At 65.9% G+C, this 21987-nt stretch carries 14 protein-coding genes and 1 tRNA gene; 10 read left to right on the top strand and 5 right to left on the bottom strand.

What is annotated here, in order from left to right:
• Positions 1–276: 276 nt before the first annotated feature.
• Positions 277–909, top strand: a complete 633-nt coding sequence (gene msrA, locus EMQ25_RS08585) for a peptide-methionine (S)-S-oxide reductase MsrA (RefSeq protein WP_192895645.1) — start codon at positions 277–279, stop codon at positions 907–909.
• A gap of 3 nt (positions 910–912) precedes the next feature.
• On the opposite strand, the gene EMQ25_RS08580 is transcribed toward msrA, so the two are convergent.
• Complete coding sequence (locus EMQ25_RS08580; protein ID WP_127188118.1) at positions 913–1761, bottom strand: mechanosensitive ion channel family protein; 849 nt, start codon at positions 1759–1761, stop codon at positions 913–915.
• Between the two features lie 119 nt (positions 1762–1880).
• Here EMQ25_RS08580 and EMQ25_RS08575 point away from each other — a divergent pair.
• The 3 genes from EMQ25_RS08575 to EMQ25_RS08565 all read left to right on the top strand — a co-directional run bounded on the left by EMQ25_RS08575 (position 1881) and on the right by EMQ25_RS08565 (position 4810).
• Positions 1881–1956, top strand: a tRNA-Lys gene (locus EMQ25_RS08575).
• 359 nt (positions 1957–2315) lie between these two features.
• Positions 2316–3479: a lipid II:glycine glycyltransferase FemX gene (locus EMQ25_RS08570; RefSeq protein WP_127188117.1), complete on the top strand. Its 1164-nt coding sequence runs from the start codon at positions 2316–2318 to the stop codon at positions 3477–3479.
• Positions 3476–4810 (top strand): lipopolysaccharide biosynthesis protein, encoded by a 1335-nt coding sequence (locus tag EMQ25_RS08565; RefSeq protein WP_127188116.1) that lies wholly within the window; start codon positions 3476–3478, stop codon positions 4808–4810. Before EMQ25_RS08570 ends, EMQ25_RS08565 begins: the two co-directional genes overlap by 4 nt.
• Here the strand turns inward: EMQ25_RS08565 and EMQ25_RS08560 are convergent.
• Positions 4767–5381: a GNAT family N-acetyltransferase gene (locus EMQ25_RS08560; RefSeq protein WP_127188115.1), complete on the bottom strand. Its 615-nt coding sequence runs from the start codon at positions 5379–5381 to the stop codon at positions 4767–4769. The genes EMQ25_RS08565 and EMQ25_RS08560 overlap by 44 nt on opposite strands.
• Positions 5382–5958: 577 nt before the next feature.
• Between EMQ25_RS08560 and acs the strand changes: the two genes are divergently transcribed.
• From acs to EMQ25_RS08540, 4 genes are all read left to right on the top strand, one after another.
• Positions 5959–7902 carry an acetate--CoA ligase gene (gene acs / locus EMQ25_RS08555; protein ID WP_127188114.1) on the top strand — a complete coding sequence of 648 codons (1944 nt, stop codon included), beginning with the start codon at positions 5959–5961 and terminating at the stop codon, positions 7900–7902.
• Positions 7903–8028: 126 nt separating this feature from the next.
• Complete coding sequence (locus tag EMQ25_RS08550) at positions 8029–9129, top strand: glycoside hydrolase family 3 protein (RefSeq protein WP_127188113.1); 1101 nt, start codon at positions 8029–8031, stop codon at positions 9127–9129.
• 179 nt (positions 9130–9308) lie between these two features.
• Positions 9309–10154, top strand: coding sequence for a UDP-2,3-diacylglucosamine diphosphatase (locus tag EMQ25_RS08545; protein WP_280177630.1), 846 nt, complete (start codon positions 9309–9311; stop codon positions 10152–10154).
• A 101-nt stretch (positions 10155–10255) separates the two neighbouring features.
• Complete coding sequence (locus tag EMQ25_RS08540) at positions 10256–11479, top strand: MFS transporter (protein ID WP_127188112.1); 1224 nt, start codon at positions 10256–10258, stop codon at positions 11477–11479.
• 149 nt (positions 11480–11628) lie between these two features.
• Here the strand turns inward: EMQ25_RS08540 and EMQ25_RS08535 are convergent, their stop codons facing one another.
• Both EMQ25_RS08535 and EMQ25_RS08530 read right to left on the bottom strand, forming a co-directional pair.
• Entirely contained in the window at positions 11629–12822 is a 1194-nt protein-coding gene (locus tag EMQ25_RS08535) for a Shedu immune nuclease family protein (protein WP_127188111.1), read from the bottom strand.
• A 302-nt stretch (positions 12823–13124) separates the two neighbouring features.
• Complete coding sequence (locus tag EMQ25_RS08530) at positions 13125–13481, bottom strand: iron chaperone (RefSeq protein ID WP_127188174.1); 357 nt, start codon at positions 13479–13481, stop codon at positions 13125–13127.
• 34 nt (positions 13482–13515) lie between these two features.
• Between EMQ25_RS08530 and EMQ25_RS08525 the strand changes: the two genes are divergently transcribed.
• Together EMQ25_RS08525 and EMQ25_RS08520 are read left to right on the top strand one after the other, a co-directional pair.
• On the top strand, positions 13516–13863 hold the full coding sequence (locus tag EMQ25_RS08525; RefSeq protein ID WP_244606521.1) for a DUF4287 domain-containing protein: 348 nt from the start codon (positions 13516–13518) through the stop codon (positions 13861–13863).
• A gap of 120 nt (positions 13864–13983) precedes the next feature.
• On the top strand, positions 13984–15162 hold the full coding sequence (locus EMQ25_RS08520) for an MFS transporter (RefSeq protein WP_127188110.1): 1179 nt from the start codon (positions 13984–13986) through the stop codon (positions 15160–15162).
• Positions 15163–15684: 522 nt separating this feature from the next.
• Here EMQ25_RS08520 and EMQ25_RS08515 read toward each other — a convergent pair.
• Positions 15685–21957, bottom strand: coding sequence for an apolipoprotein A-IV repeat region-like domain-containing protein (locus EMQ25_RS08515; protein ID WP_127188109.1), 6273 nt, complete (start codon positions 21955–21957; stop codon positions 15685–15687).
• Positions 21958–21987: the final 30 nt, after the last annotated feature.

Here is a 21987-nt window from a genome sequence, read left to right as displayed (position 1 = left end):
GGGGGAGGCCGGGAGGGGGTACGCCCCCCGCTCCAGGCTCGCCAACCCCCACCTAACCTCCCCCTGAAAAAGGGGGAGGAACAGACCGAGCCCGACCCCGCCCCCCTTCTCCTCCCCCTATCAGGGGGAGGCCGGGAGGGGGTACCGCCCCACGCTCAATATCCCCCCACCACAAAATTCCCCTCCCTCGAAAACCGCAGCGGCGGCAATGACGTATCTTTGTCTTGAACGCGAGCGGTCGCGGGCCGCAAATGGGCGGCAGAACCGGAGGATTTCATGGGCATTTCCAGATTCGCATCGCTGGCCGGGCTCGCGCTCGCCGGCACGATGGGGCTTTCGGCCCCCGTTTTCGCGCAGGCCGAGACGGCCGTCGCCATTTTCGCAGGCGGGTGCTTCTGGTGCGTGGAGAAGGATTTCGACGATGTCGAGGGCGTGCTCGATACGCTTTCGGGCTATATCGGCGGGGAGGCGGAGACCGCGAACTACCAGCAGGTGACCTATGAGGACACCGGCCATTACGAGGCCGTGCAGGTTACCTACGATCCCGCCATCACCGATTACGACAAGCTCCTGACCGTCTTCTGGCACTCGGTCGATCCGCTCGATCCCGATGGCCAGTTCTGCGATCGCGGGCCCTCATACCGCACCGGCATCTTCCCCCAGACCGACCAAGAGACCGAACAGGCCGAGGCCAGCAAGCTCGCCGTCGCCGCCGAGCTCAACGCCGAGATCGCGACCGAAATCATCCCCGGCAAGACCTTCTATCCGGCCGAGGACTATCATCAGGATTATTACCTGAAGAACCCGGTTCGCTACGAATATTACCGCTTTGCCTGCGGGCGGAATGCGCGCGTCGACCAGGTCTGGGGCGACCGCTCCTATCTGGGCACCAGCTACCGCCCCGAATAGACCCTACGCCGTCGGCTGGCCGGTCCCCTGCACATGGGGGTCGGTCGCCGGCGCCACTTCCGCCCGGCCTTCGTGCTGGGCTGCGAGCTCGCGGTTGACGGCGAGCTTGGCCTCCTCGGTCAGCGTGTGGAGCGCCGCGATATAGTCGCTCGTGGGCACCCAGGCGCGCAGCTGCACCACCACCTTGTCGCCCGCAAAACTGTCCACATGCGCGGTCGCCATCGGCTCGGTCATCACCCTTTTGTCCGCATTGGCGATCCGCAGGAGGGTGCGGCGCACCCCGGCGATGTTGCAGGTTTCGGGCACGGTGATGTTCACGTCCACTCGCCGGTTGGGCTCGCGGCTGTGGTTGGTGATCACCGAGGACCAGAGCTTCTGGTTGGGCGTGAAGATGTAGAGCCCCGTCGTCGAGCGCAGCCGCGTGCCGAAAAGCCCGATCTCGACCACCACCCCCGCCACGCCGTCCCCGGTCACATATTCCCCGATCGCGATGGGCCTCAGCCAGATCAGCATGATCCCCGCCGCGATATTGGCAAGCGTGCCCTGCAGCGCCAGCGCGATCGCGAGGCCCGCCGCGCCCAGCACGGCGAGGATCGAGGTCGAGGGCACCCCGATGAAGTTGAGCGCCGTCACGATCGCGAAGATCATGATGCCGTATTGCGCGATCTGGCTCAGCAGCGGCGCGAAATTCTTGTCGACGCCGCGGGCCAGCGGCAGCATGGAGCGGATCGCCTGGCCGGCGATGCGCGACACCACCATGCCGGCGAGCAGCACGCCGAGCGCGCTCAGCAGCGGCACGCCATAGAGCGAAACCCACCGCACCGCATCGTCCACCGCCGCCGTCTCCGTCATTATCGCGCCTTTCGCCGGGCCTTCTGCCACCTCGCGCACTTTATCAGCCCGACAATGGGGCGAAAGCGCGATACGTGCTGGACAGCACGGAATCCCTTTGCTAGACACCCGCTCGGACCGGGTGCATAGCTCAGATGGTAGAGCAGCTGACTCTTAATCAGCGGGTCCAAGGTTCGAGTCCTTGTGCACCCACCAATCCCCTTTTAGATCAGGGGGTTAGACCGAAAATCCTCACAATTCGCGTGTCTTTCCTGGCCCTGGCAGTTTGTCGGCAAGGCCATCGTCAAGACGCCTCCCGCGCGCCCGGACGACCGCCGCCCCGCGGGCCGGTTCGACCCCACATCGCACGTTCGACCCGTACGGCTGCGCTTCCGTCGGCGCCAGCGCGCTGTCCCCTTCGCCGTTTCGGCGCCGTACTCGAACAGAAGGGGTGCGTCTGGGAATAGCCCACGTTTCGGTAACCACAGGCCGCTTTTCTCCCCGTCTGCGGTGGGGGCGTAGGGATTTGGCGAGGGGTGGGCGCTAGGATCGCGCCAAACGATCCGGATGCCACCATGTCGCTCATTGCCCCGGCCGGCCGCGTCCCGGCCGATCCCGTCCTGACAAAGCCTGCTCCCGCTGCGCTCTTGGCCGAGCGCGTCGCGGGGCCGCGCTGGGACGAGATCGTCGCCGATTTCGATGAGGCCTGCCAGGAGCAGCTCTTCGCCTTTGCGCGCGGGCGCTGGCCCGGCGTGGCGCTCGAGCCCATGGTCTTCCGGCGCAATGACAGGATCGTCGGCGGCGCACTCGTCATGATCCAGCCCATGCCGCTGCGGCTCGGGGCCATCGCCGTGGTCAAATGGGGCCCGATGCTGGCCGATGCGCGGGGCGAGGGTGCCGAAGCGCTCCGGGCCGAGCTCGTCGAAGCCCTCGTCGAAGATTATGCGCGCGGCCGCGGGCTCATGGTCTCGATCCTCCCCCGCGCCGCGCTCGAAACGCCCAACCGCGCCTATCAAAGCCTCATCGCCCGCGGCTTCCGCCCCGGCGCGACGCTGCTCTTTCCCGATCGCTACATCGTCAATCTGCGCCTGTCGGACGCCGAGCAGCGCAAGAGCTTCCACCAGAAATGGCGCTATCACCTCAACCGCGCCGAAAAGGCGGGGCTCACATTCGAGCATGCCGATCCCGGAGAGCTGCCCGCCTTCGAGCGGCTCTATCGCGCCATGTCCGACCGCAAGAAGTTCGCCGATCACTCCGCTTACGACACCATCGACCAGCTGATGGCGATCCCGGTGCCGGCGCTGCGTCCCGAGCTCTTCTTCGTGCGCCACGAGGGCGAAATCGTCGCAGGCGCCATCATCTTCAAGGCGGGCGATCGCGCGGTCTACCTCTATGGCGCAACCATCGATCGGGCGCTCGAGCTGCGTGCCGGCTATCTCCTCCACTGGAAGATCATCGGCTGGCTGCGCGACCACACCGAGGCCAGCTGGTACGATCTGGGCGGCACGGACGGGTTCCAGGGACTCCATCAGTTCAAGAAGGGCATGGTGGGCGATCGCGGCGTCATCACCCCCGTGCCGCCTGTCGCCAACTATGCCGCCGGCCTCCTGCCGCGCCTTGTTGGCGAGGGCGCCTTTGCCGCGCGCGAGATCGTCCACCGCACCGGGCGATTCATCGACCGGCTTCGGGCCGATCGCGCCCGGCCCGACCAGAAGCGGGAGCGGGACGGCAGCCGATGAGCCTCATGCGCCGGCTCGCCTCGCAATCGGCGCTGATCTTTGCGGCGCGCATCGGCGGGGCCGGGCTCGTCTTCCTCGCCCAGGCGCTGATCGCCCGCCAATGGGGCGCGGCGGGTCTGGCGGACTATCTCGTCGTCTTTGCGGCGGTCAATCTCATCGCCATGGCCATGCCTCTTGGGTTCAACACCATCGGCACCTTCTTTGCCTCCCGCTATGGCGCGGCGGGCGAGGGGGCGATGCTCGCCCGGTTCATGGCACGCGCCTATCTCCAAATCGGCCTTGTGGCGCTCGGGCTCGCGCTCCTTGCGACCCCGCTCCTGCCCCTGCTGGGCGCGGCGGGCGCCGTGCTTCTCGCCCATCTGCCGCAGCTTCTTCTCATCGCCGCCGGCACGGCCATGGTGTGGGTCTCGGGCGCCGTGCTCGTGGGGCTCCGGCGGCCCTTTGCCGGGCTTCTGGCCGATGGAGTGGTGCGGCCGCTCGCCATCGGCCTTGCGCTCTTCCTCGCGCTGCTGCTGTCGCCGGGCGGGCAGGGGCTCGGGCTTCTCCTCTGGATCTTTGCGGGCCTTTACGGCCTCGTCGCCATCGGCCACCTGACGATCGCCCTGAGATCTGTCCGCGCCCTGCCACGCACCGATGTCGCCGCCCGCCCCGGCGAAGCGGCCCGCTGGTGGCGGCTTGCTCTGCCCTGGGCGATTGTCGGGCTCGCTACCGATTTCTTCTTTGATATCGACCTCCTCATCCTTTCGGGCCTGCTTGCGCCCGAGGATCTGGCGGTCTTCGGAGTCGCCGCGCGCATCTTCGGGCTCGTCGCGTTCGCGGTCTCGGCGGTCTATGCGCTGACGCTGCCCGATCTCTTCGAGGCGGCTGCCGCGCCCGACAAATCCCGCTTCGAGGCCCGCGTCGCCGATGCCAATCTCGCCGCCGCCGGGCTCGCGCTCGCGCTTCTCGTCGGCGTCATCCTCGGCGGTCCGCTCCTTTTCATGCTTTTCGGGCCCGAATTCGCCTCGGGCGCCGCCCCGCTGGTCGTCCTTTGCCTCGGGCTTCTCATCCGCGCCGGCTTCGGGCCTGCGGCCCTCATTCTTTCCATGCGCGACCGGCCCTGGGCAGGCGTGCCGGCGGTGGGGCTCGGGCTCTGTGCGCTGGTTCTGGCCAATCTGGTGCTCGTGCCCGCCTTCGGGCTCATGGGGGCAGCACTCGCGGCGCTCCTTGCCACCACGCTCTGGTCGGCCGCGAACTGGCTCGTCGCCCGGCGACTGCTCGGGATCGATGTCTCGATCCTCGCCCGGCTCAGGCGCGGCCCCGCCCCAGGAAACGCCCGATCCGGCGCCTGATCGCCGCGAGCCGCCCCGTCGGCGCGCCGCGGTCATAGCCCGGTACGGTCTTGGTCAGCCGGCATTCATGGTGGATGTAGTCCTGCCCGAAGATATGGGCCTCGAGCGTCGCCACCGGCCGAAAGCCGATGCGCCGGATCAGCGCATGGATCGCGTCATTGCCCGGCCGCGTATAGGTCGCCACCTTGTGGAACCGCCCGTTGTCCCAGTGCGAAACGAAGGCCCGCATGCCGCGCAGGGCAATGTTGCTCCGCCGCTTTTCGGGAAACACATAGGTCCAGTAGAGCCAGAGCGTGCCCAGTTCCGGCCCCGAGATCATGAAGCCGGCCGGTTCCCGGTCATGGACGAAGATCATCACATGCCACGGGTCCGCTTCCATCAGCCCTTCGAGATAGGCCGGGCTCAGCCGCGCGCTCTCATAGGCCTTGAAGATGTCCGAATAAAAGGGCGAGTCGGCGATCGCCTCCATCAGCCGGGAATGCACCATCCCGATATCGGCCTGCGTCGCGGGCCGGATCGGTGCTGCCCGATCGGCAGGCATGGTCGAAGCATCGCGACTGTCGGCGCTCATCGGGTCCGTCCTCCGCCCGTCACCCTAACAGTCCTCCACCCCCCGCCGCCACCCACCTCAACCGGCATTCAAGACCAGCCCCAAACCTCTCCCCCCGTCATTGCCGGGCTCGTCCCGGCAATCCACAGCGGGCGCTGGACCACCGGGACAAGCCCGGTGGTGACGGGAGGAGGGCGCACGGACCGAACGGAAGGGCAGCGCTCACGGCAGGCGTCAGCGCACACCGCCCACCACACCGCCCCCTCAAGACCAGCCCCAATCTCGCCCCCCGTCATTGCCGGGCTCGTCCCGGCAATCCAGTGCGGAGCCCCTGGACCACCGGGACAAGCCCGGTGGTGACGGGAGGAGGGCGCACGGACCGAACAAAAGGGCAGGGCCCACGGCAGGCGTCCCCGCACACCGCCCATGCCACCGCCCCCTCAAGACCAACCCCAATCTCGCTCCCCGTCATTGCCGGGCTCGTCCCGACAATCCAGTGCGGCGCCCCCACACCCTCTGCCACCATACCCCCACCGCCGCCTTGCTCCCCCCACGGCCAATGGCTAGAACACTGCCAATCACCAAAGGGAGGCCTTCCATGTCCGAGACGCACCTGTTCGAGCCCAGCGATGAGGCCAAGGCGCGCGCACATGTCACCGACGCGCAGTACCAGGCCCTCTACGAGCGCTCGATCTCCGATCCGGACGGCTTCTGGGGGGAGCAGGCGCAGCGGCTCGACTGGATCAAGCCCTTCTCGCGCGTCAAGAACACGAGCTTTGCCTATCCCGATGTCTCGATCAAATGGTTCGAGGACGGGGTGCTCAACGTCTCGGCCAATTGCATCGACCGGCATCTGGCCACCGATGCGGATACCGTCGCCATCATCTGGGAAGGCGATACCCCCGGCATGGATGCCCGGATCACCTATGCCGAGCTGCACGAGCATGTCTGCCGGCTCGCCAATGTGCTGAAGGCCCGCGGCGTCAGGAAAGGCGATCGCGTCACCATCTACATGCCGATGATTCCCGAGGCCGCCTACGCCATGCTCGCCTGCGCGCGCATCGGGGCGGTGCATTCGGTTGTCTTCGGCGGCTTCTCGCCGGATGCGCTCGCCGGGCGCATCAATGATTGCGACAGCCGCCTCGTCATCACCGCCGATGAAGGCCGGCGCGGCGGCAAGACCATCGCGCTCAAGAAGAACGTCGATGCGGCGCTCGAGAAATGCCCGGCCGTCGAGAGCGTCGTGGTCGTGCGCAACACGGGCAATCCGGTCGCCATGGCAGCCGATCGCGACATCTGGCTAGATGAGGCCGCAGCCGAAGTGTCTGCCGTCTGCGAGCCCGAGCCGATGAATGCGGAAGATCCGCTCTTCATCCTCTACACCTCCGGTTCCACCGGCAAGCCAAAGGGCGTGCTCCACACCACCGGGGGCTATCTGCTCTATGCCTCGCTCACCCATGAGCTCGTCTTCGACTACCACAAGGGCGACATCTACTGGTGCACCGCGGACGTTGGCTGGGTGACGGGCCACAGTTACATCGTCTATGGGCCGCTCGCCAATGGCGCGACCACGCTCATGTTCGAAGGCGTGCCGAACTATCCTGATGCCGGTCGTCTCTGGCAGGTGGTCGACAAGTACAAGGTCAACATCTTCTATACCGCCCCCACTGCCATCCGCGCGCTGATGGGCGCTGGCGCAAGCTGGGTCGATGGGGCCGATCTCTCGAGCCTGCGCGTCATCGGTTCGGTCGGCGAGCCGATCAATCCCGAAGCCTGGCTCTGGTATCACAAGCATGTCGGGCGCGAGCGCTGCGCGGTCGTCGACACCTGGTGGCAGACCGAAACCGGCGGCATCATGATCACGCCGCTGCCGGGCGCGACCGCCACCAAGCCGGGCTCGGCCACGCGCCCCTTCTTCGGGGTGCAGCCGGTCGTCCTTTCCCCCGAAGGCCGCGAGCAGACCCAGACCAAGGCCGAAGGCGTCCTCTGCATCGCCGACAGCTGGCCGGGCCAGATGCGCACCGTCTACGGCGATCACGAGCGGTTCGTCTCGACCTATTTCGAGACCTATAAGGGCTATTACTTCTCCGGCGACGGCTGCCGCCGCGATGAGGATGGCTATTATTGGATCACCGGCCGCGTCGATGACGTGCTCAACGTCTCGGGCCACCGGCTCGGCACCGCCGAGATCGAAAGCGCGCTCGTGGCCCATCCCAAGGTCTCCGAAGCCGCCGTCGTCGGCTATCCCCACGAGATCAAGGGGCAGGGCATCTATTGCTACGTCACCCTGATGGCCGGCGAGAGTGCGGGCGAAGGGCTCGAGATCGAGCTTCGCCAATGGGTGCGCAAGGAGATCGGCGCGGTCTGCACGCCCGACCTCATCCAGCTCACCCCGGGCCTGCCCAAGACGCGCTCGGGCAAGATCATGCGCCGCATCCTCCGCAAGGTCGCCGAAAACGATTACGGCGCGCTCGGCGATACCTCGACCCTTGCCGATCCGGGCGTGGTTGACGAGCTGATCGCGAACCGCAAGAACCGCTAGGGCGCGATCTCGAGATCTTCTCATCGGGGCGGAAGCCGGCCTTTCGCCCCGAAATGCCTTTGATTCCGCCCCATTGCCGGGGCATGCTGGGCGCCAGGTTCCTTCAGCAAAAGAGAAGCGCCCCCCTTGTCCGCTAAGCCCCTTCATGCGTTGGCCGTCGCCGGCGCCCTCGGCGTCGCCTTCCTTCCCACCCTCGCTTCCGCGCAGTCGCTCGAAGAGATGGCCGGCCAGATGGTCGCCGTCGGCTTCCAGGGCGCGAGCGTCGATGCGCCGGATGTCGCGCGCCTCCGCCAGCAGATCGCGGCGGGCGAGATCGGCGGGGTCATGTTCCTGCGCATCAATGTCGAGAGCCTCGACGCAGTCCGCGCCATGAACGCCGCCTTCCACGAGGCTTCGCCCGACCTGCCGCCCTTCATCACCCTCGACCAGGAGGGCGGCGCCGTGGAGCGGCTGACCGAGGCTGTCGGCTTCCGCGAGATCCCCAATGCCCGCGAAATCGCCGCCGCCAATTCCCCCGACGCGGCCGAGGCGATCTATGCGCGCATGGCGGCGGGCATCGCCGATGTGGGCTTCACCGTCAATTTCGGCCCCGTCGTCGATCTCGATACCAATCCGGACAATCAGGTCATCTCGCGCTATGGTCGCGCCTTCGCGGCCGATCCCGAAACCGTCACCGCCTATGCCGAAGCCTTTATCGAGGCCCATCGCCAAGCGGGGCTCCTGACCTCGCTCAAGCATTTCCCCGGCCATGGTTCGAGCACCGCGGACAGCCATGAGGGGTTCGTCGACATCACCGAAACCTGGGACGAGGCCGAGCTCGACCCCTACCGCACGCTGATCGGGCAGGGCATGGCCGATTTCGTGATGATCGGCCACCTCTTCCATTCCGGCTATGCCGATGCGCGCCAGCTGCCCTCGAGCCTCTCCCCGCAATGGATCACCGGCGTCCTCCGGGACGAACTCGGCTATGACGGCGTCGTCATCTCCGATGATCTCGAAATGGGGGCGATCCGCGAGCATTATTCGCTCGAGGAAACCGTCGTCCTTGCCGTCGAGGCCGGGATGGACGTGCTGCTCTTTTCCAATACCGCCGATTACCGCCCGACGCTCGGGGACGAGATTCGCGCGATTCTCGTTGCCGAGGGCGAGGCCGATCCCGCCTTCGCCGCCCGGATCGAGGAGAGCTACCGGCGCATCCTCGCGCTCAAGGCGCGCCTGCCGGGCTGATCTGGCGTGCCCTCGGGGCCACACCGCGCGGCGATTGCGCGCAGGAGCGGGGATTTCCGCCTCGCGCGGCCGGTTGTGGTTTCCTCGCGCGGCGGATCGGCCTAGATTGGCCCTCCGCCGCGTGGCCCGTCCGCGTGCGCCCGAACCGCCCGAGACGACGCCCGTGAGGAACCAAGCGATTGACTACGGAAACCCGTGAGGTGACGCGCGTCCGGGCGCTCTTCCTGTCCGACACCCATCTGGGCATGCGCGCCGCCCGCACCGGCCAGCTCGCCGATTTCCTGCGCGCCCATGATGCGGACACCATCTATCTGGTCGGCGACATCGTCGATGGCTGGCGCCTCGCCAAGTCCTGGCACTGGCCCGGCGATTACCACACCGTGGTCGAGCTCCTCATCGCCAAGGCGCTCGCGGGCACCCGCATCGTCGTGCTGCCCGGCAATCACGACGAGTTCCTGCGCGAATATCTCGGCACCTATTTCGGCGAAGTGCAGTTCGTCGATCGCACCATCCACACCTCGGCCCAGGGCAAGACTTATCTCGTGATGCATGGCGACCAGTTCGACGTCGTCGTCATCAACGCCAAATGGCTCGCCCATGTGGGCGACTGGGCCTATCGCGCCGCGCTTCGGGTCAACATCTTCATCAACTGGATCCGCCGCCGCCTCGGCTTCACCTACTGGTCGCTCTCGGCCTGGGCCAAGCACAAGGTCAAGAACGCCGTCAGCGTGATCGGCCGGTTCGAGGAGGCCCTCGCGCTCGAGGCGCGCGAGAGCGGCGTCGATGGCGTCATCTGCGGGCATATCCACTATGCCGACATGCACGAGCGCCTCGGCATCCACTACATCAATACCGGCGACTGGGTGGAAAGCTGCACCGCCGTCGTCGAGACCCATGAGGGCACGTTCGAGCTCGTGCGCTGGATCGACCAGAATCATCCGGTGCGTCGTCCGGGCCGTCTCGCCCGCCTGCGCGCCCGCGCCGCCGGCACCCAGCCCGAAAGCGAGCCCGCCCCCGGGCCCTGAGCCGAAAGGCTGATCGCCGAGCACCCTCAAGGCCTTGCAACGGGCCTGTGCGGCGCGCATTGTGACGATATCGTCATTCCTCCCACCCTCGGAGCTCATCGATGGGTCTGCCCTTCGCGGCGCGGCCGGATACGCCCGTCGCGAGAACTTCGCTCTTTTACTTCACGCTCTTCAGCACCGTCGCCATCGCCAATCCGTATCTGGGCATCTGGCTCACCGATCGGGGCGTCTCGCCCGAGCAGATCGGCATCGTCAACGCGCTGCCCATCCTCATCATGGTGGTGCTGAACCTCGTCGTCGGGCGCCTTGCCGATCGCGCGCGCGACTGGCGGACGGTCATCGTCATCGGCTCGCTCATTGCCATCCTGCCCGCGCTGGCGCTGCTCCTTGCCGAGGATTACCTCGCCATCCTCGTCGTCTGGACGCTCCTCATCGTGCCCTTCCAGGCCATCGCGCCCGTCGCCGATGCGGCGAGCCTGCGCATGGCGCGCCGCACCGGAGCCGATTTTGCCCGCATGCGGGTCTGGGGCACGGTGGGGTTCGTCGTCTTCACCATCGGGGCGGGGTTCGTGCTCGATTATTTCGGGGCAGGCGCCTTCGTGCCGCTCCTCATCGTCACGAGCGTGCTGCGCGCGCTTGCCTCGCTCCAGCTCCCCCTGTTCCGCGCCCCCGTCGCCGAACGGCCGGCCCCGGCGCCCGTGCCCGACCCGAAACCCAAGGCGTCCCGCGGGCCCGTCGTCGCCCAGCGCCTGCGCGAACTCTTCAAGCCCTGGTTCCTCCTGCCGCTCTTCGGGGCCGCGCTCGTCCAGGGCAGTCACATGATGCAGATGGGCTTTGGCGCGCTCATCTGGATGGAAGCGGGCTTTTCGAGCGCCATCATCGGCCCGCTCTGGGCGGTGGCCCCGGCGGGCGAGATCCTCGTCATGGTCTTTTTCACCCGCATCGCCCGACGCTTCTCGGCGCGCCACCTCATCCTCTTCGCCTGTCTCGTCGCGACAGTCAGGTGGATCGGCTTTGCCCTGCAGCCCCCGCTCTGGGCGCTGGTGGTGCTGCAGCTCTCCAACATGATCACCTTCGGGCTCAGCTATCTGGGCATCATCAATTTCATCGCCAACTGGACGGGCGAGGACATGGCCGCCGAAGCGCAGAGCTTCTACGTCGTCATCCGGCAGATCGTCACCGTGCTCGCCCTGTCTGGGTTCGGCGTGCTCATGGCCCATTTCGGCGCCGGCGGCTTCTACGGCGCCTCCGCCATGGCCTTCGCCGGCGCCCTCTGCGTCATCGCCTCCCTGATCCTCATGAGCCCAAGGCAGGAGCGCGGGTGAAGGTGGCGGCGCTCCGCCACCCCCGGCATTCGTTCAGTCCGCGGCTGAGACCGGGTTCGCGGCTTCGATCGTCACGCAGTCCCGCGTCTGCATTTGCGCACCTCGGCGAATAACGGCACGGAATTAGGACTATATTGATCGGCCCTGGCCTAGTCTGAGCGCAGATCACGCGCGCTTGAGGCGGATACCTCAAGGCCGAATATACTTATCAGATACTTTATTTTCTCGAAGACTTCGTCGAATGTAACTATCTCGACGCCACTCGAATTTCGGCGAAAATTCTCGAAGGAAACTCGCTTGTCATCTGTATCAAGTTCCGCCGAGTTTCCTGCAATTACGATTGAGCGGGGATTAATCGCTTGGAACTCGTGTCTGGTCCCCTTTTTAATTTGATCAATTTCCGATAATAAAGTGTTTCTGTAGTCTAAGATCTGGCCGATTGCCCCATTAATTTCGGAGGTGGTCGCATGGACGCCACGGCGATATTGCCGCTTGTGCAAAAAGCGTGTGGTGGGGGTCTTGATTTCTACAAGTACCGCATCACGCCCCGAGCCCCCCGAAAACAGAAAGTCAACGAACTTAGCGTTCTTATTGTCGACGCGATGTCCTCCAACGTATGCCTTGCCTTCGAGAAAAGTCACAGCGGAAGAAAATAACTGTGCCAATGCCAAAGGGTAGTTCTGAAATGTGATTTGCCAAAATTCCTCGTCGCTGTTCGTTTTATTGTTATCCCATATATGAATTAAGTCTATTAGCCGTCGCGAAGTGTTTCCCATAAACACTGCATCTGCAAAATGCTCCATGAATGTATGTATGGCTCGAGCCCGTTCAGATACCATTGCTGCCCACGCCGCGCGGTAGGCATCACCCTTCTCACCGTACTCGATCACGCCTTGCAGTGTAATCTGAGATAAGAACAGCCACCAAGCTGGATTGGAGGTGTCCGCTCGCAGTTTCTCAAAAAGAGCGTCTCCATCATTCAGGCTAAGATTAAATGAATTGGCGATAGATTCGAGGGCAACGTCGTTATTATCGACTATCTCTTCAAGATACTTATCAAAGTCATCGCGACGAGTGCCTATATTACTGGTAAAAACACTTTTGGCAAAGAAATCGACACCAGACCGAGTGAGGTAACCGTGCCCTTTCAGCGGATTCGCAGATAATTGCAGCCAAGCGCTTGGTATAACGAACTTTTCACCGGCATTCACGCTTATCCCAATGCCATGCTTACCCGGCCGTCTAAAAGCAATTTCGCGTCCGCATCCATCGCATTGACGCAAGAGATATGGCGCTGCATCCTTATCTATCTGTTCTATATCGTGGCACTTCAAGCACTGCATTGATATGTTTCCAGTACAAATGTTAGAGCTAGACGTGGTTGGCCTGTTCGTTATAGATACATTGCGGTCATAGTTGAAGCCAAGGCTGAACTAATTGTAGGCTAGCTCAAAGTTGATTATGGCCTCTGGTATAGTCAAGGGGTGGCGCTGAGGCGTGCGGTCACTAGCGGGCAGGGCATCGATCCTGCCATGTCAGCACCACAGGTGCGCATCGGGACGAGACCGACATGGTCTCGCGCTTCTTGGTCCGATGTCGATGACCAACCAGACGCCGGCGAGACCGCACGCGAGCATACCGGACCCTATAGCCCTTTTGCGCGCCGGGAACTCACGGCCAGTTTCTCGATCAGTTCGCCCCCGATGGGCCTGCTCGGGGAAAATGTTATGCCCGTCTTGGTCGCCTTGAGGTTGAGCGCGGCGATCTCGCCGGCGTGGGCCTTTATCGCGGCGGGGTCGAGGTAGAGCCCGCACTGCTTGCTGAAGGCCGCATAGCCGGCGATGATCGTCCCGTCGATCTCAAACCCGGGCATATCGTACCGCATGACTTCCTCGGCATCGGGCAGCGCCCGTGCCAGATGGGCCCGCAGCTCGCCCAGCACGGCACGAAACTGCGGCGGCGCGGCATCGATGTAGGCATCGTGCAGTGCGATGTCTTTCATGCGGGCATGGCGTCGGGGAGGGGCGAAGACAATCATGGCTCAGCTCGGCGCGCCCGGTGCTGATCCGGCAACCGAACGAGCGAAGGGCTCCGCCATGTCATTCCAGGCCTATCTCGACGCCATTGAACACAAGACCGGGCTGACCCCGCGGCAATTGCTGGCGCTTGCCGCTGAAAAGGGGTTCGGGGGAGACACGAAAGCCGGGCTGATCCTCGACTGGCTCAAGGCTGATTACGGCCTTGGGCGTGGGCACGGTATGGCGCTGGTGCATGTGTTGAAGAACGGGCCGCGCATCGATCCCCGCCATGTCGGCACCGCCGGCGTGCATCGGGACGAGAGCGACATGCTCTGGCTCGACGGGGTGGCGAGCAAGCCCAGATGAGCCGCGAACCGGCGGGTTTGCGTCGACGACAGGATTTGTCGCGGCCATCATGCTTGCGCCACCGGCGCGCTTGAGGCAGAGAGACAGCGGGCCCGAAGTCCGGTGTCCGGAGCATCCTCAATGTCGCATTCACCCGCCCGCCCGCGCTTTTCGGCGGAGCTGCGCGCTTCGCTTTACCACGCCACGGTCTTTCTCTCGAATGCCGCGGCGGCGGTAGGCTTTGCGGCGTGGCTCGGCTCGCGCGGCATCTCGCCCGATGAGATCGGCATCATCAATGCCGTGCCGGTTCTGGTGCTCCTCGGCATCAACATGTTCATCGGGCGGATTGCCGACAAGGCGAGCGACTGGCGCCAGATGCTGATCATCCTCTCGCTCATCGGCGGGGTGGTGCCCATCGGGCTCTTCGTCGTCGACGAGTTCTGGGGCATCCTCCTCGTCTGGACGCTGGTGATGATCCCGACAGGCTCGATCCCGCCGCTGGTCGATGCGGCCACCGTCCGGCTCACCCGCCGCAATGGCAGCGATTTCGGCTTCGTTCGCGCCTGGGGCACCGTGGGCTATATGGTCGCCAGCGGGTTTGCCGGCTGGGTCATCGCCGCCTTCGGCATCGATGCCTTCGTGCCGCTCATCGTCGGGCTCACCCTGCTCCGCGCCGCGCTCGCGCTGCAATTGCCGCGCTTCCGTGGGCCCGCGCAGCCGGTGCTGCCCGACATGCCGCCGCTCGCGGGCAAGCTGCGCGAGGTGCTGCGCCCCTGGTTCGTGCTGCCGCTCGTGGGGTTCGCGCTCATCAACGCCACCCACACCATCATCGTCGCCTTCGTTGCCTTCGTCTGGCTGGGGCAGGGCATCGATATGGGCACGATCGGCTGGCTCATCGCCGTGGGGGCTGCGGCAGAGGCGATCATGATGTTCGTCTGGCGGCGCATCGGGCGCCGCTTCACCGCCCGCCACATGATCTTCGCGGCCGGCGTCACCGTCGCCATACGCTGGACCATCATGGCCTTCGAGCCCTCGGTGCCGGTGCTCTTCGTCCTCCAGCTCTCCCATGCCATCACCTATGGGGTGGGCTATTTCGGCATGGTGCATTTCATCGCCAACTGGACGAGCGAGGATATCGCGGCCGAGGCGCAGGGCTTTTCCTTCGTCCTCCAGCAGGTCTTCGCCTTCGTCACCGTGCTGAGTTTCGGTGGGCTCGTCGGGGCCCTCGGGGCAAAGGCCTTCCTCCTCGCCGCGCTCCTCGGGGTCGCCGGTGCTATCTGCGTCGCCATCTCCCTCCGCCTCCGCGCCGCCCATAAGTAATCGCGCCGGGTCGCGGTCGCCGCGATCCCGTCGCGGTCGGTCGAAGCCGCGCAGCGGGATGCACTGCAGAGCCTTGCGCGGTCCCGAATCGACGAAATTCTTTCCCCGACGTGCCCGCACCCGTGCTGCCCGGGGACAAGTTTCTTCCGGGCCGGTGCTGTTCCCCAGGCCTCAACCTGAGGCCTCATACCCCGGCCGACTTATCCCCGCTCCCCTGGCTTCCGCCCAAGATCCACCGGCGCCGATTCCCAAGCCATCATCGCTCGGCGGCTCACCACCCACATCTCCCCACGCCCGCATCCTGAGGTCCGGCGCAGCCGCCTCGAAGGGCGGCAGCAGCCCACACCCCACCATTCACATCGCCCTGACGGTCGACACGCCCCCGCAAAAGTGCAGGAAGTGTAATTTCGGTCAAATTTGACCCCAGTTCGTGCACGTTTCGCGCAGCTTCGACGCATGAAAAAGGCCCCGGGGCATCGCCCGGGGCCTTCCTCATTTCCGCTGTTCTTTGGTCCAGCCCGATCAGCCGAGCCGGCCGCTCGCATGGGCGAGCATGGTGTAGACCTTGCCGCGCTCGGAGAGCAGGTATTCGCGGGTCTCCTCGACCGGCTGCGGACCGGCCGCGGCACGCTTCAGGAGCTGTTCGAACTCCGCCATGTAAGTGGCTGCGGTGCGCGAGAAATCCTGGTCGCGCTGCAGCTTCTTGCGCACGTCGTCATAGGTCGACTGGCCGCCCAGCGTGTAGATCCGGCGCGAGAACACGTTCGGCTCGCCACCCTGGTAGCGCATCCAGGCCTCCGCCAGCGCCGCATCGTCGATGGCGCGGGCGATTTCCTCGGTCAGCCCCGACAGGTTCGACTGCTGGCCGCCGGCTTGGTTGGCCGTGGCATTGCGCAGCACGTCGCGCAGCCAGCCGCCGCCTTCCTCGCTGCGGGCCTTGGCCGGCTCCGCCTGCGTAGCGCGGGCGGGGGGCGTCGCGGCGAGCACGTCGGACTGCGGACGGGCCGGTTCGGGGCGGGAGCCCTGGGGCCGCGCCGGTTCGCTCGGCCGCTCGTCGCGCAGCTGCGGGGCCGCGGGCCGTGCGGAGGGTGCCTGGCGATCGCTGAGGTCGTGGCTTGCCGGCTGCGACCGGACGATCGCGTTGAGCTCGCTCAGCGCCTCGATCTGCTCGGCAACGACCCGCCGCATGGCAGCCGCGCTCGCCCGGGTTTCCTCGGGCAGTTCCATGACGCCGCGGGCGAGTTCGGAGCGCGTAGCCTCGAGTTCCGAGCCGACTTCCTTGGCAGTCGAGCGCATGGCGTTCGCCGTCTCGTTGAAGCGGCGGGTGGCCTCTTCCAGCGCCTGCTGCATTTCGAGGATCATCGCCTGCTGGGTCTGGCGCAGCTGGTCGCTGGCGCGCTGGCTTTCGGTGTCGGCGGTCTGGCGGAAATCCACCAGCTGTGCCTGCACCTTCTCGGTCGTCGAACCAAGCGCAGTCGAGACTTCCTCCCCGCTGGTCGAAAGCACGCCGCGGATGGAGTCCGTGGTCGAACCGAGCACGGTCCGGACCTCTTCGGAGGTTTCTGCCAGCGCCGCCTGCAGTTCGTTCCGCGTCTGTCCGAGCACGCTCGAGAACCGGCCCGAGGTGTCGCGAAGCGCACCCTGGACCTGCTCGGTCGAAGTCTGCAGCGTCTCCTCGAAGGCGTTGCGGGTGGTGCCGAGTACGTCGGTGACGCGTTCTGCCGTCGAGGCGAGAGCGGCGTTGACCTGCTCGGAATTCTCCATCAGCGCGCCCTGCACCTGGTCGGCGGTTGCCGAAAGGGTCGACTGAACGTGCTCGCGAGTCGAGCCGAGTGCGGCCTGCATCTGATCGGTGGAGTTGAGCAGAGCCGAGCGCACCTGGGCGGTGTTGCTCGCAATGGCGCCCTCGAGCTCTTCGGTCGTCGCATGGATCGTCGACTGGACGTGCTCGCGGGTCGCGGAGAGAGCCGACTGCACCTGATCGGTGGAGGCGGTGAGGGCGGACTGGATCTGCTCGCTCGTTGCGGTCAGAGCGCCGACCACAGTGCCCGAGGTCGAGTTGAGCGCGCCCGAGACGGTGTCGGCGGTGGAGGCCACGACCTCTTCCATCGAGCGTCGTGCCTCGAGCAGGCGCCGTTCGGTGTCGTTCACCGTATCGGCGATCGACTGGGCGAAGCTGCGCATACGGGTATCGATATCGTCCGCCCGCGACGTGAAGCTGCTGGCGAGAGCGTCCATGGCCTCGCGCCGTTCCTCGAGCGTGTTGATCGAGAGTGCGGTCGCGGAGTTGAGATGGCCGGCAGCGCCGCCCAGCGTCTTGGCTTCGCTTTCGAGCGAGCCGAGCAGGGTCGCGAACTCGCCGACCATGCCGCGGATGGTGCCCTGGAGCGCGGTGACGTGCTCGGAGACGAGGCGGCCGGCTTCTTCGGTCGAGCCGATCGCTTCACGCACCGTCGAGGAATAGGTCTCGGTCTGGCGCGCAACGCTGGTCTCGAGCGATGCAAGGTTCTGGGTCGAGGAGTCGAGCACGTTCTGCAGCAGCAGGTTCGACTCGTTGAGCTTGTTCAGCGCGGTCGTCACGTCGCTGAGGATGCGGCTCGTGGAGACCGACATCAGCGCCTCGGCCTCGCGGGCATTCTCGACAAGGGCGGACTGCAGCACGTTGCCGTGCCCGGCGAGCGCGGCGGCCAGCTGGTCCGACTTTTCGGTGACCAGCGCAGCGAACGCGTTGGTCTGCTCGTTCACGGTGCGGTTGATGGTCTCGACGCGCTCGCTGATCGTCTCGGCCGCGGTTACGGCCTTGATCGAAACCAGCTCGTCGATATTGCCCGCCGCCGTACGGATCTGCTCGAGGGCGCCACGGACCGCGACATCCATGCGGTTGGCGGTTTCGGCAACGTCGGTCGAGATCGTCTCGGTGGCCGCCACGATGCGCTTGGAGATCGTCTCCTCGATGCGGTCGGCGCCGGCCTCGAGGTCGGTCATCGACTGGATGAGCGCGGTATTGATCGAGGTGTTGAGCGCCGAAAGGCGGTCGGCGGTGATGTCGGCGCGTGCCGTGATCGCCTCGGGCAGGGTGCCGAGCCGGTCGTCGACCAGATCGGTGATCGAGCGGCGTGCCGTCTCGACCCCAGTTTCGATCAGCTGGGCGGCGCGGCGCGCGCTTTCGTCGACAGTATTGGCGGCATGCTCGACCCGGCCGGTGACGCCCGTTTCCGCATCGGCGATGCGGATGATGGCGCTTTCGACCCCGCGGCCGAGATTGTCGTTGAGTTCGGCAACCTTGGCGGCAATCAGCGCGGAGACCGCGGCGGCGCGCTCGCCCATTACGTCATTGACATTGCGCAGGCTCGTGTCGAGGCGCTCGACGGCGCGCTCGGCCTGGGTGTCGATGGTGCTGGCCAGGGCATCGGTGCGTTCGCCGATGGCAGCCGCCATTTCGACGGTACGGTTGCCGAGCGTGTCGGCAAGCTGCTGTGTGCGCTGGTTGAGCGCTTCAGAGAGTTCGGTCGAGCGGGTGCCCACGGTGCGGGCGAGCTCCTTGGTACCCTCGTCAAGGGTGCGCGAGAGGCCGGAAATCGAGCTCTCGAGCCCGCTGTTGAGCGCACCGCTGCGCTCGGCCAGCGTGTCGTTGAGGGCTGCAACGCGGCCGTCGAGCTGCTCGGTGAGGGTCGTGGTGCTGCGGGCCAGGGTCTGGTCGATCGCTCCTGCGCCCGAAACCAGGGCATCGTTGAGCTCGCGGCTCCTCGTGGAAAGCGTGTCGGTCAGCTCTTGGGTGCGGCCCGCAAGCGTGTCGCCGAGTTCGATCACCCGGCCCTGAAGGGCCTGGCTCAGCTCGTCGCTGCGCCCGATCAGCGCGGCGTTGAGGTCGCGGGTCCGCTGTTCCAGCGTCTCGTCGAGTTCTGCGACGCGGCCGGCGAGGGTCTGGCCGAGGTCCTCGCTGCGGGTCATAAGGGTCGCATTGAGTTCCTGCGTGCGACCGGCGAGCGTGTCGTTGAGTTCGAACACGCGGCCCTTGAGGGTTTCGCTCAGGTCCTCGCTCCGGGCAATGAGCGCGGCGTTGAGTTCCTGCGTGCCGGTGCTGAGCGTTTCGCCCAGTTCGCGGGTGCGTCCGTCGAGGGTATCGCCAAGCTCGGCGACGCGGCCGTGTAGCGTTTCGCCCAACACCGCGGCGCGGTCCTGAAGCGTGTCGGAAAGCTCCTGGGTGCGCACGGTGAGCGTATCGTTGAGCTCGATGACGCGCGTCTGGAGCGTCGCGCCGAGTTCCTGCGTGCGGCCTTCGATGGTGACGTCAAGAAGCCGGGTGCGTTCGTCGAGCGCGTTGTTGAGCTGGCGCGTGCGCCCGTCGAGAGCGGCGGTCAGGTCCTGCGTGCGGCCTTCGAGCGCCGTGGTCAGGTTCTGCGTGCGGTTTTCGAGGGCCGTCGTCAGATCCTGCGTCCGGCCATCGAGCGCGGCAGCAAGATCGGCCGTCCGGCCTTCAAGGGCGCCCGACAGCGTGCGGGTCCGCTCGTCGAGGGCCGCGGTCAGCTCGGCCGCGCGGCCGGAAATGGTGGTGGAGAATTCGTCGGCACGGCCGACCAGAGCTGCGTTCAGATCACCGACGCGGTGGGTGAGGGCGTCGGAGAGTTCGCGCGTGCGGTCCTGGAGGGTGCCCGAGAAGGTCTGCGTCCGCTCGATGAGCGCATCGCCGAGTTCCTGGGTGCGGCCTTCGAGGGTCGTGCTGAAGAGGCTGGTGCGGTTGTCGATGACGTCGCCCAGTTCCTGGGTGCGCGAGGAGATGGCGTTACCCAGTGCCTCGGTCCGGTCTTCGAGCGCCGAGCTCAGCTCTTCGACGCGGGCAACGAGCGTTTCGTTGAAGAAGGACGTGCGATCCGAAAGCACGTTGCCGAGCACGTCGGTGCGGTTGGAGATGGCGGTGCCGAGCGCGTCGGTGCGGCTTGCCAGGGTGTTGTCGAATTCCTGGGCGCGGGCGACGAGGGTCTCGTTGAGTTCCTGCGTCCGCGTTTCGAGCGTCTCGCGCAGCATCTGCGTACGCCCGTCGAGCGCATCGGCGATGATCTGGGAATGCCCTTCCAGCGAGTCCGAGATTTCGCGCGAGCGGGCGCCGATGGTCTCGGTGATCTGCTTGGCGCGAGCCCCGAGGGTTTCGGTCATCTCGCGGGTGCGCTGGCCGACGATCTCGTTGAAATGGCCCGACTTTTCGTCGAGTGCCATTTCCAGCACGTTGGCGCGGGCGGCGAAGCTGGCGCTATGCTTGTCGAGCGCGGTGACGAGGCGGTCGCCCTTGTCGCCGAGCACGCTGTCGAGGGTCTGCATGCGGTTGTCGATGGTCGCAGCGATCTCGTCGAGACGCGCATCGAACTGCGCCAGATTGGCTGAACCCGCGGACGAAAGGGTGACCCGGGCGCGCTCGGTCGTGTCGTCGAGCTGGCCGGCCAGCTCGATCATTGCCGATTGCAGCCGGCTTTCCATCGAGTTGACCTGGATCGCGACACTTTCGTCGAGCTGGCGCGAAAGGCCCCCGAGCAACTGCTCGGCCTCACGGGCGCGGCCGGTGATGTCGGCGGCGATGCGCGAGCCGATCATGTCCAGCGCGCCGGAGACTTCATGGCCGCGATCACGCAGCTGGTCCAGAAGCGTGATGCCGCCCTGACTCAGCAGCTTGGCAAGGCTCGACGTCCGGTTGTCGATGGCGTCAGAGAGCGTGACGGCACGGCTGTCGAGAGCCTCCGTCAGCGCGTTCATCCGCCCGTCGATCACCGAGCTCAGCTCGCTCGTGCGATTCTCGAAGGCGAGCGAGATCGTGGACGAGCGGTCCTCGAGCGTCACGTTGATGCGGCTGGCGCTATCATCGAGCGCGGAGAGCAGGTGATTGGTGCGCTGGTCGATCAGCGACACGAAGCTCTCGGTGCGCTCGCCGAATGCGGAATTCAGCGAGTTGCCGGCGGTTTCGAGCGCCTTGGTCAGGTTCCCGCCCGATTCGACGATGGTGCCCGCGATGCGCTGCGAGATCATGTCGAGGTCGAAGACGAGCCCGGTATGGCTTTCGGTAATCGCTTCGCGCACGCGCTCGGTATTGGTGATCACGGCCTCGCGCTGGCTGGCGAGCTCCTGGATCAGAGCGCGCATGCGCGATTCATTGTCCGAATAGGTCCGTTCGAGCGCGGTGACCTCGTTGTGGATCATCACCTCGAGTTCGCCGGCGCGCGAAAGGGCCCGCTCGAGCCCGTCGCCCAGGGCGTTGACCTCGCGCCGCACGGCCTGACCGACAGATGCGACCTTCTCGGAGGCGGTCGTTTCGGGCTCGGCCAGCCGGATCGCGGCATGGGTGATGGCGGTTGCGGCGTTGCGTAGTTCCTGCGCGCGGCGCACCAGCGTCGAAATCGCGAAGAAGCCGAGGACGGGGATGATCGCGATGGCAACGAGGCCGATGAAATCATTGGAGCCGAAGAAGGCGGGCGTACCCAGTTCGTCGCCGTGCCGGACGACCGCAACGAGGAGCACCGCGAACACCCAGACCGTCGAGATGGCGGCGGCAATCCAGGTCGGCGTGCGTGAGGATTTGGTCTGCAATCCGTAGAGGATCTTGGAGCTCTGCAGCCGATCGTCATTGGCGACCGAGCCGGCCTGCGCCGCGATCTTGTCTGCCGCGCGGGCCCGCTCGGAGCGCTGGTTGCCCTCGCGCTGCGCGGGGCGTGCGCCGCCGGGCTGCTGGCCGGGGGAGGCCGCCTTGTCGGAGGGTTCGTCGAGCTTTGGCTCTTCAGGCTTTGCGGCCTGCTGATCGATGCCGAACACCGAGTCCTTGAGAGCATCCTCTACGGCAGA

The organism is Arsenicitalea aurantiaca (genome assembly GCF_003994485.1).
Taxonomy (GTDB): domain Bacteria; phylum Pseudomonadota; class Alphaproteobacteria; order Rhizobiales; family Devosiaceae; genus Arsenicitalea; species Arsenicitalea aurantiaca.
Note: the sequence above shows the minus strand (reverse complement) of the source record. Positions and strands in the feature narration are given on the sequence as shown.

Coding starts and splice junctions, on each gene's coding strand:
- msrA (WP_192895645.1), top strand. CDS start 277: ATGGGCATTTCCAGATTCGCATCGCTGGCCGGGCTCGCGCTCGCCGGC.
- EMQ25_RS08580 (WP_127188118.1), bottom strand. CDS start 1,761: ATGACGGAGACGGCGGCGGTGGACGATGCGGTGCGGTGGGTTTCGCTC.
- EMQ25_RS08570 (WP_127188117.1), top strand. CDS start 2,316: ATGTCGCTCATTGCCCCGGCCGGCCGCGTCCCGGCCGATCCCGTCCTG.
- EMQ25_RS08565 (WP_127188116.1), top strand. CDS start 3,476: ATGAGCCTCATGCGCCGGCTCGCCTCGCAATCGGCGCTGATCTTTGCG.
- EMQ25_RS08560 (WP_127188115.1), bottom strand. CDS start 5,381: ATGAGCGCCGACAGTCGCGATGCTTCGACCATGCCTGCCGATCGGGCA.
- acs (WP_127188114.1), top strand. CDS start 5,959: ATGTCCGAGACGCACCTGTTCGAGCCCAGCGATGAGGCCAAGGCGCGC.
- EMQ25_RS08540 (WP_127188112.1), top strand. CDS start 10,256: ATGGGTCTGCCCTTCGCGGCGCGGCCGGATACGCCCGTCGCGAGAACT.
- EMQ25_RS08535 (WP_127188111.1), bottom strand. CDS start 12,822: ATGCAGTGCTTGAAGTGCCACGATATAGAACAGATAGATAAGGATGCA.
- EMQ25_RS08530 (WP_127188174.1), bottom strand. CDS start 13,481: ATGAAAGACATCGCACTGCACGATGCCTACATCGATGCCGCGCCGCCG.
- EMQ25_RS08525 (WP_244606521.1), top strand. CDS start 13,516: ATGGCTCAGCTCGGCGCGCCCGGTGCTGATCCGGCAACCGAACGAGCG.
- EMQ25_RS08520 (WP_127188110.1), top strand. CDS start 13,984: ATGTCGCATTCACCCGCCCGCCCGCGCTTTTCGGCGGAGCTGCGCGCT.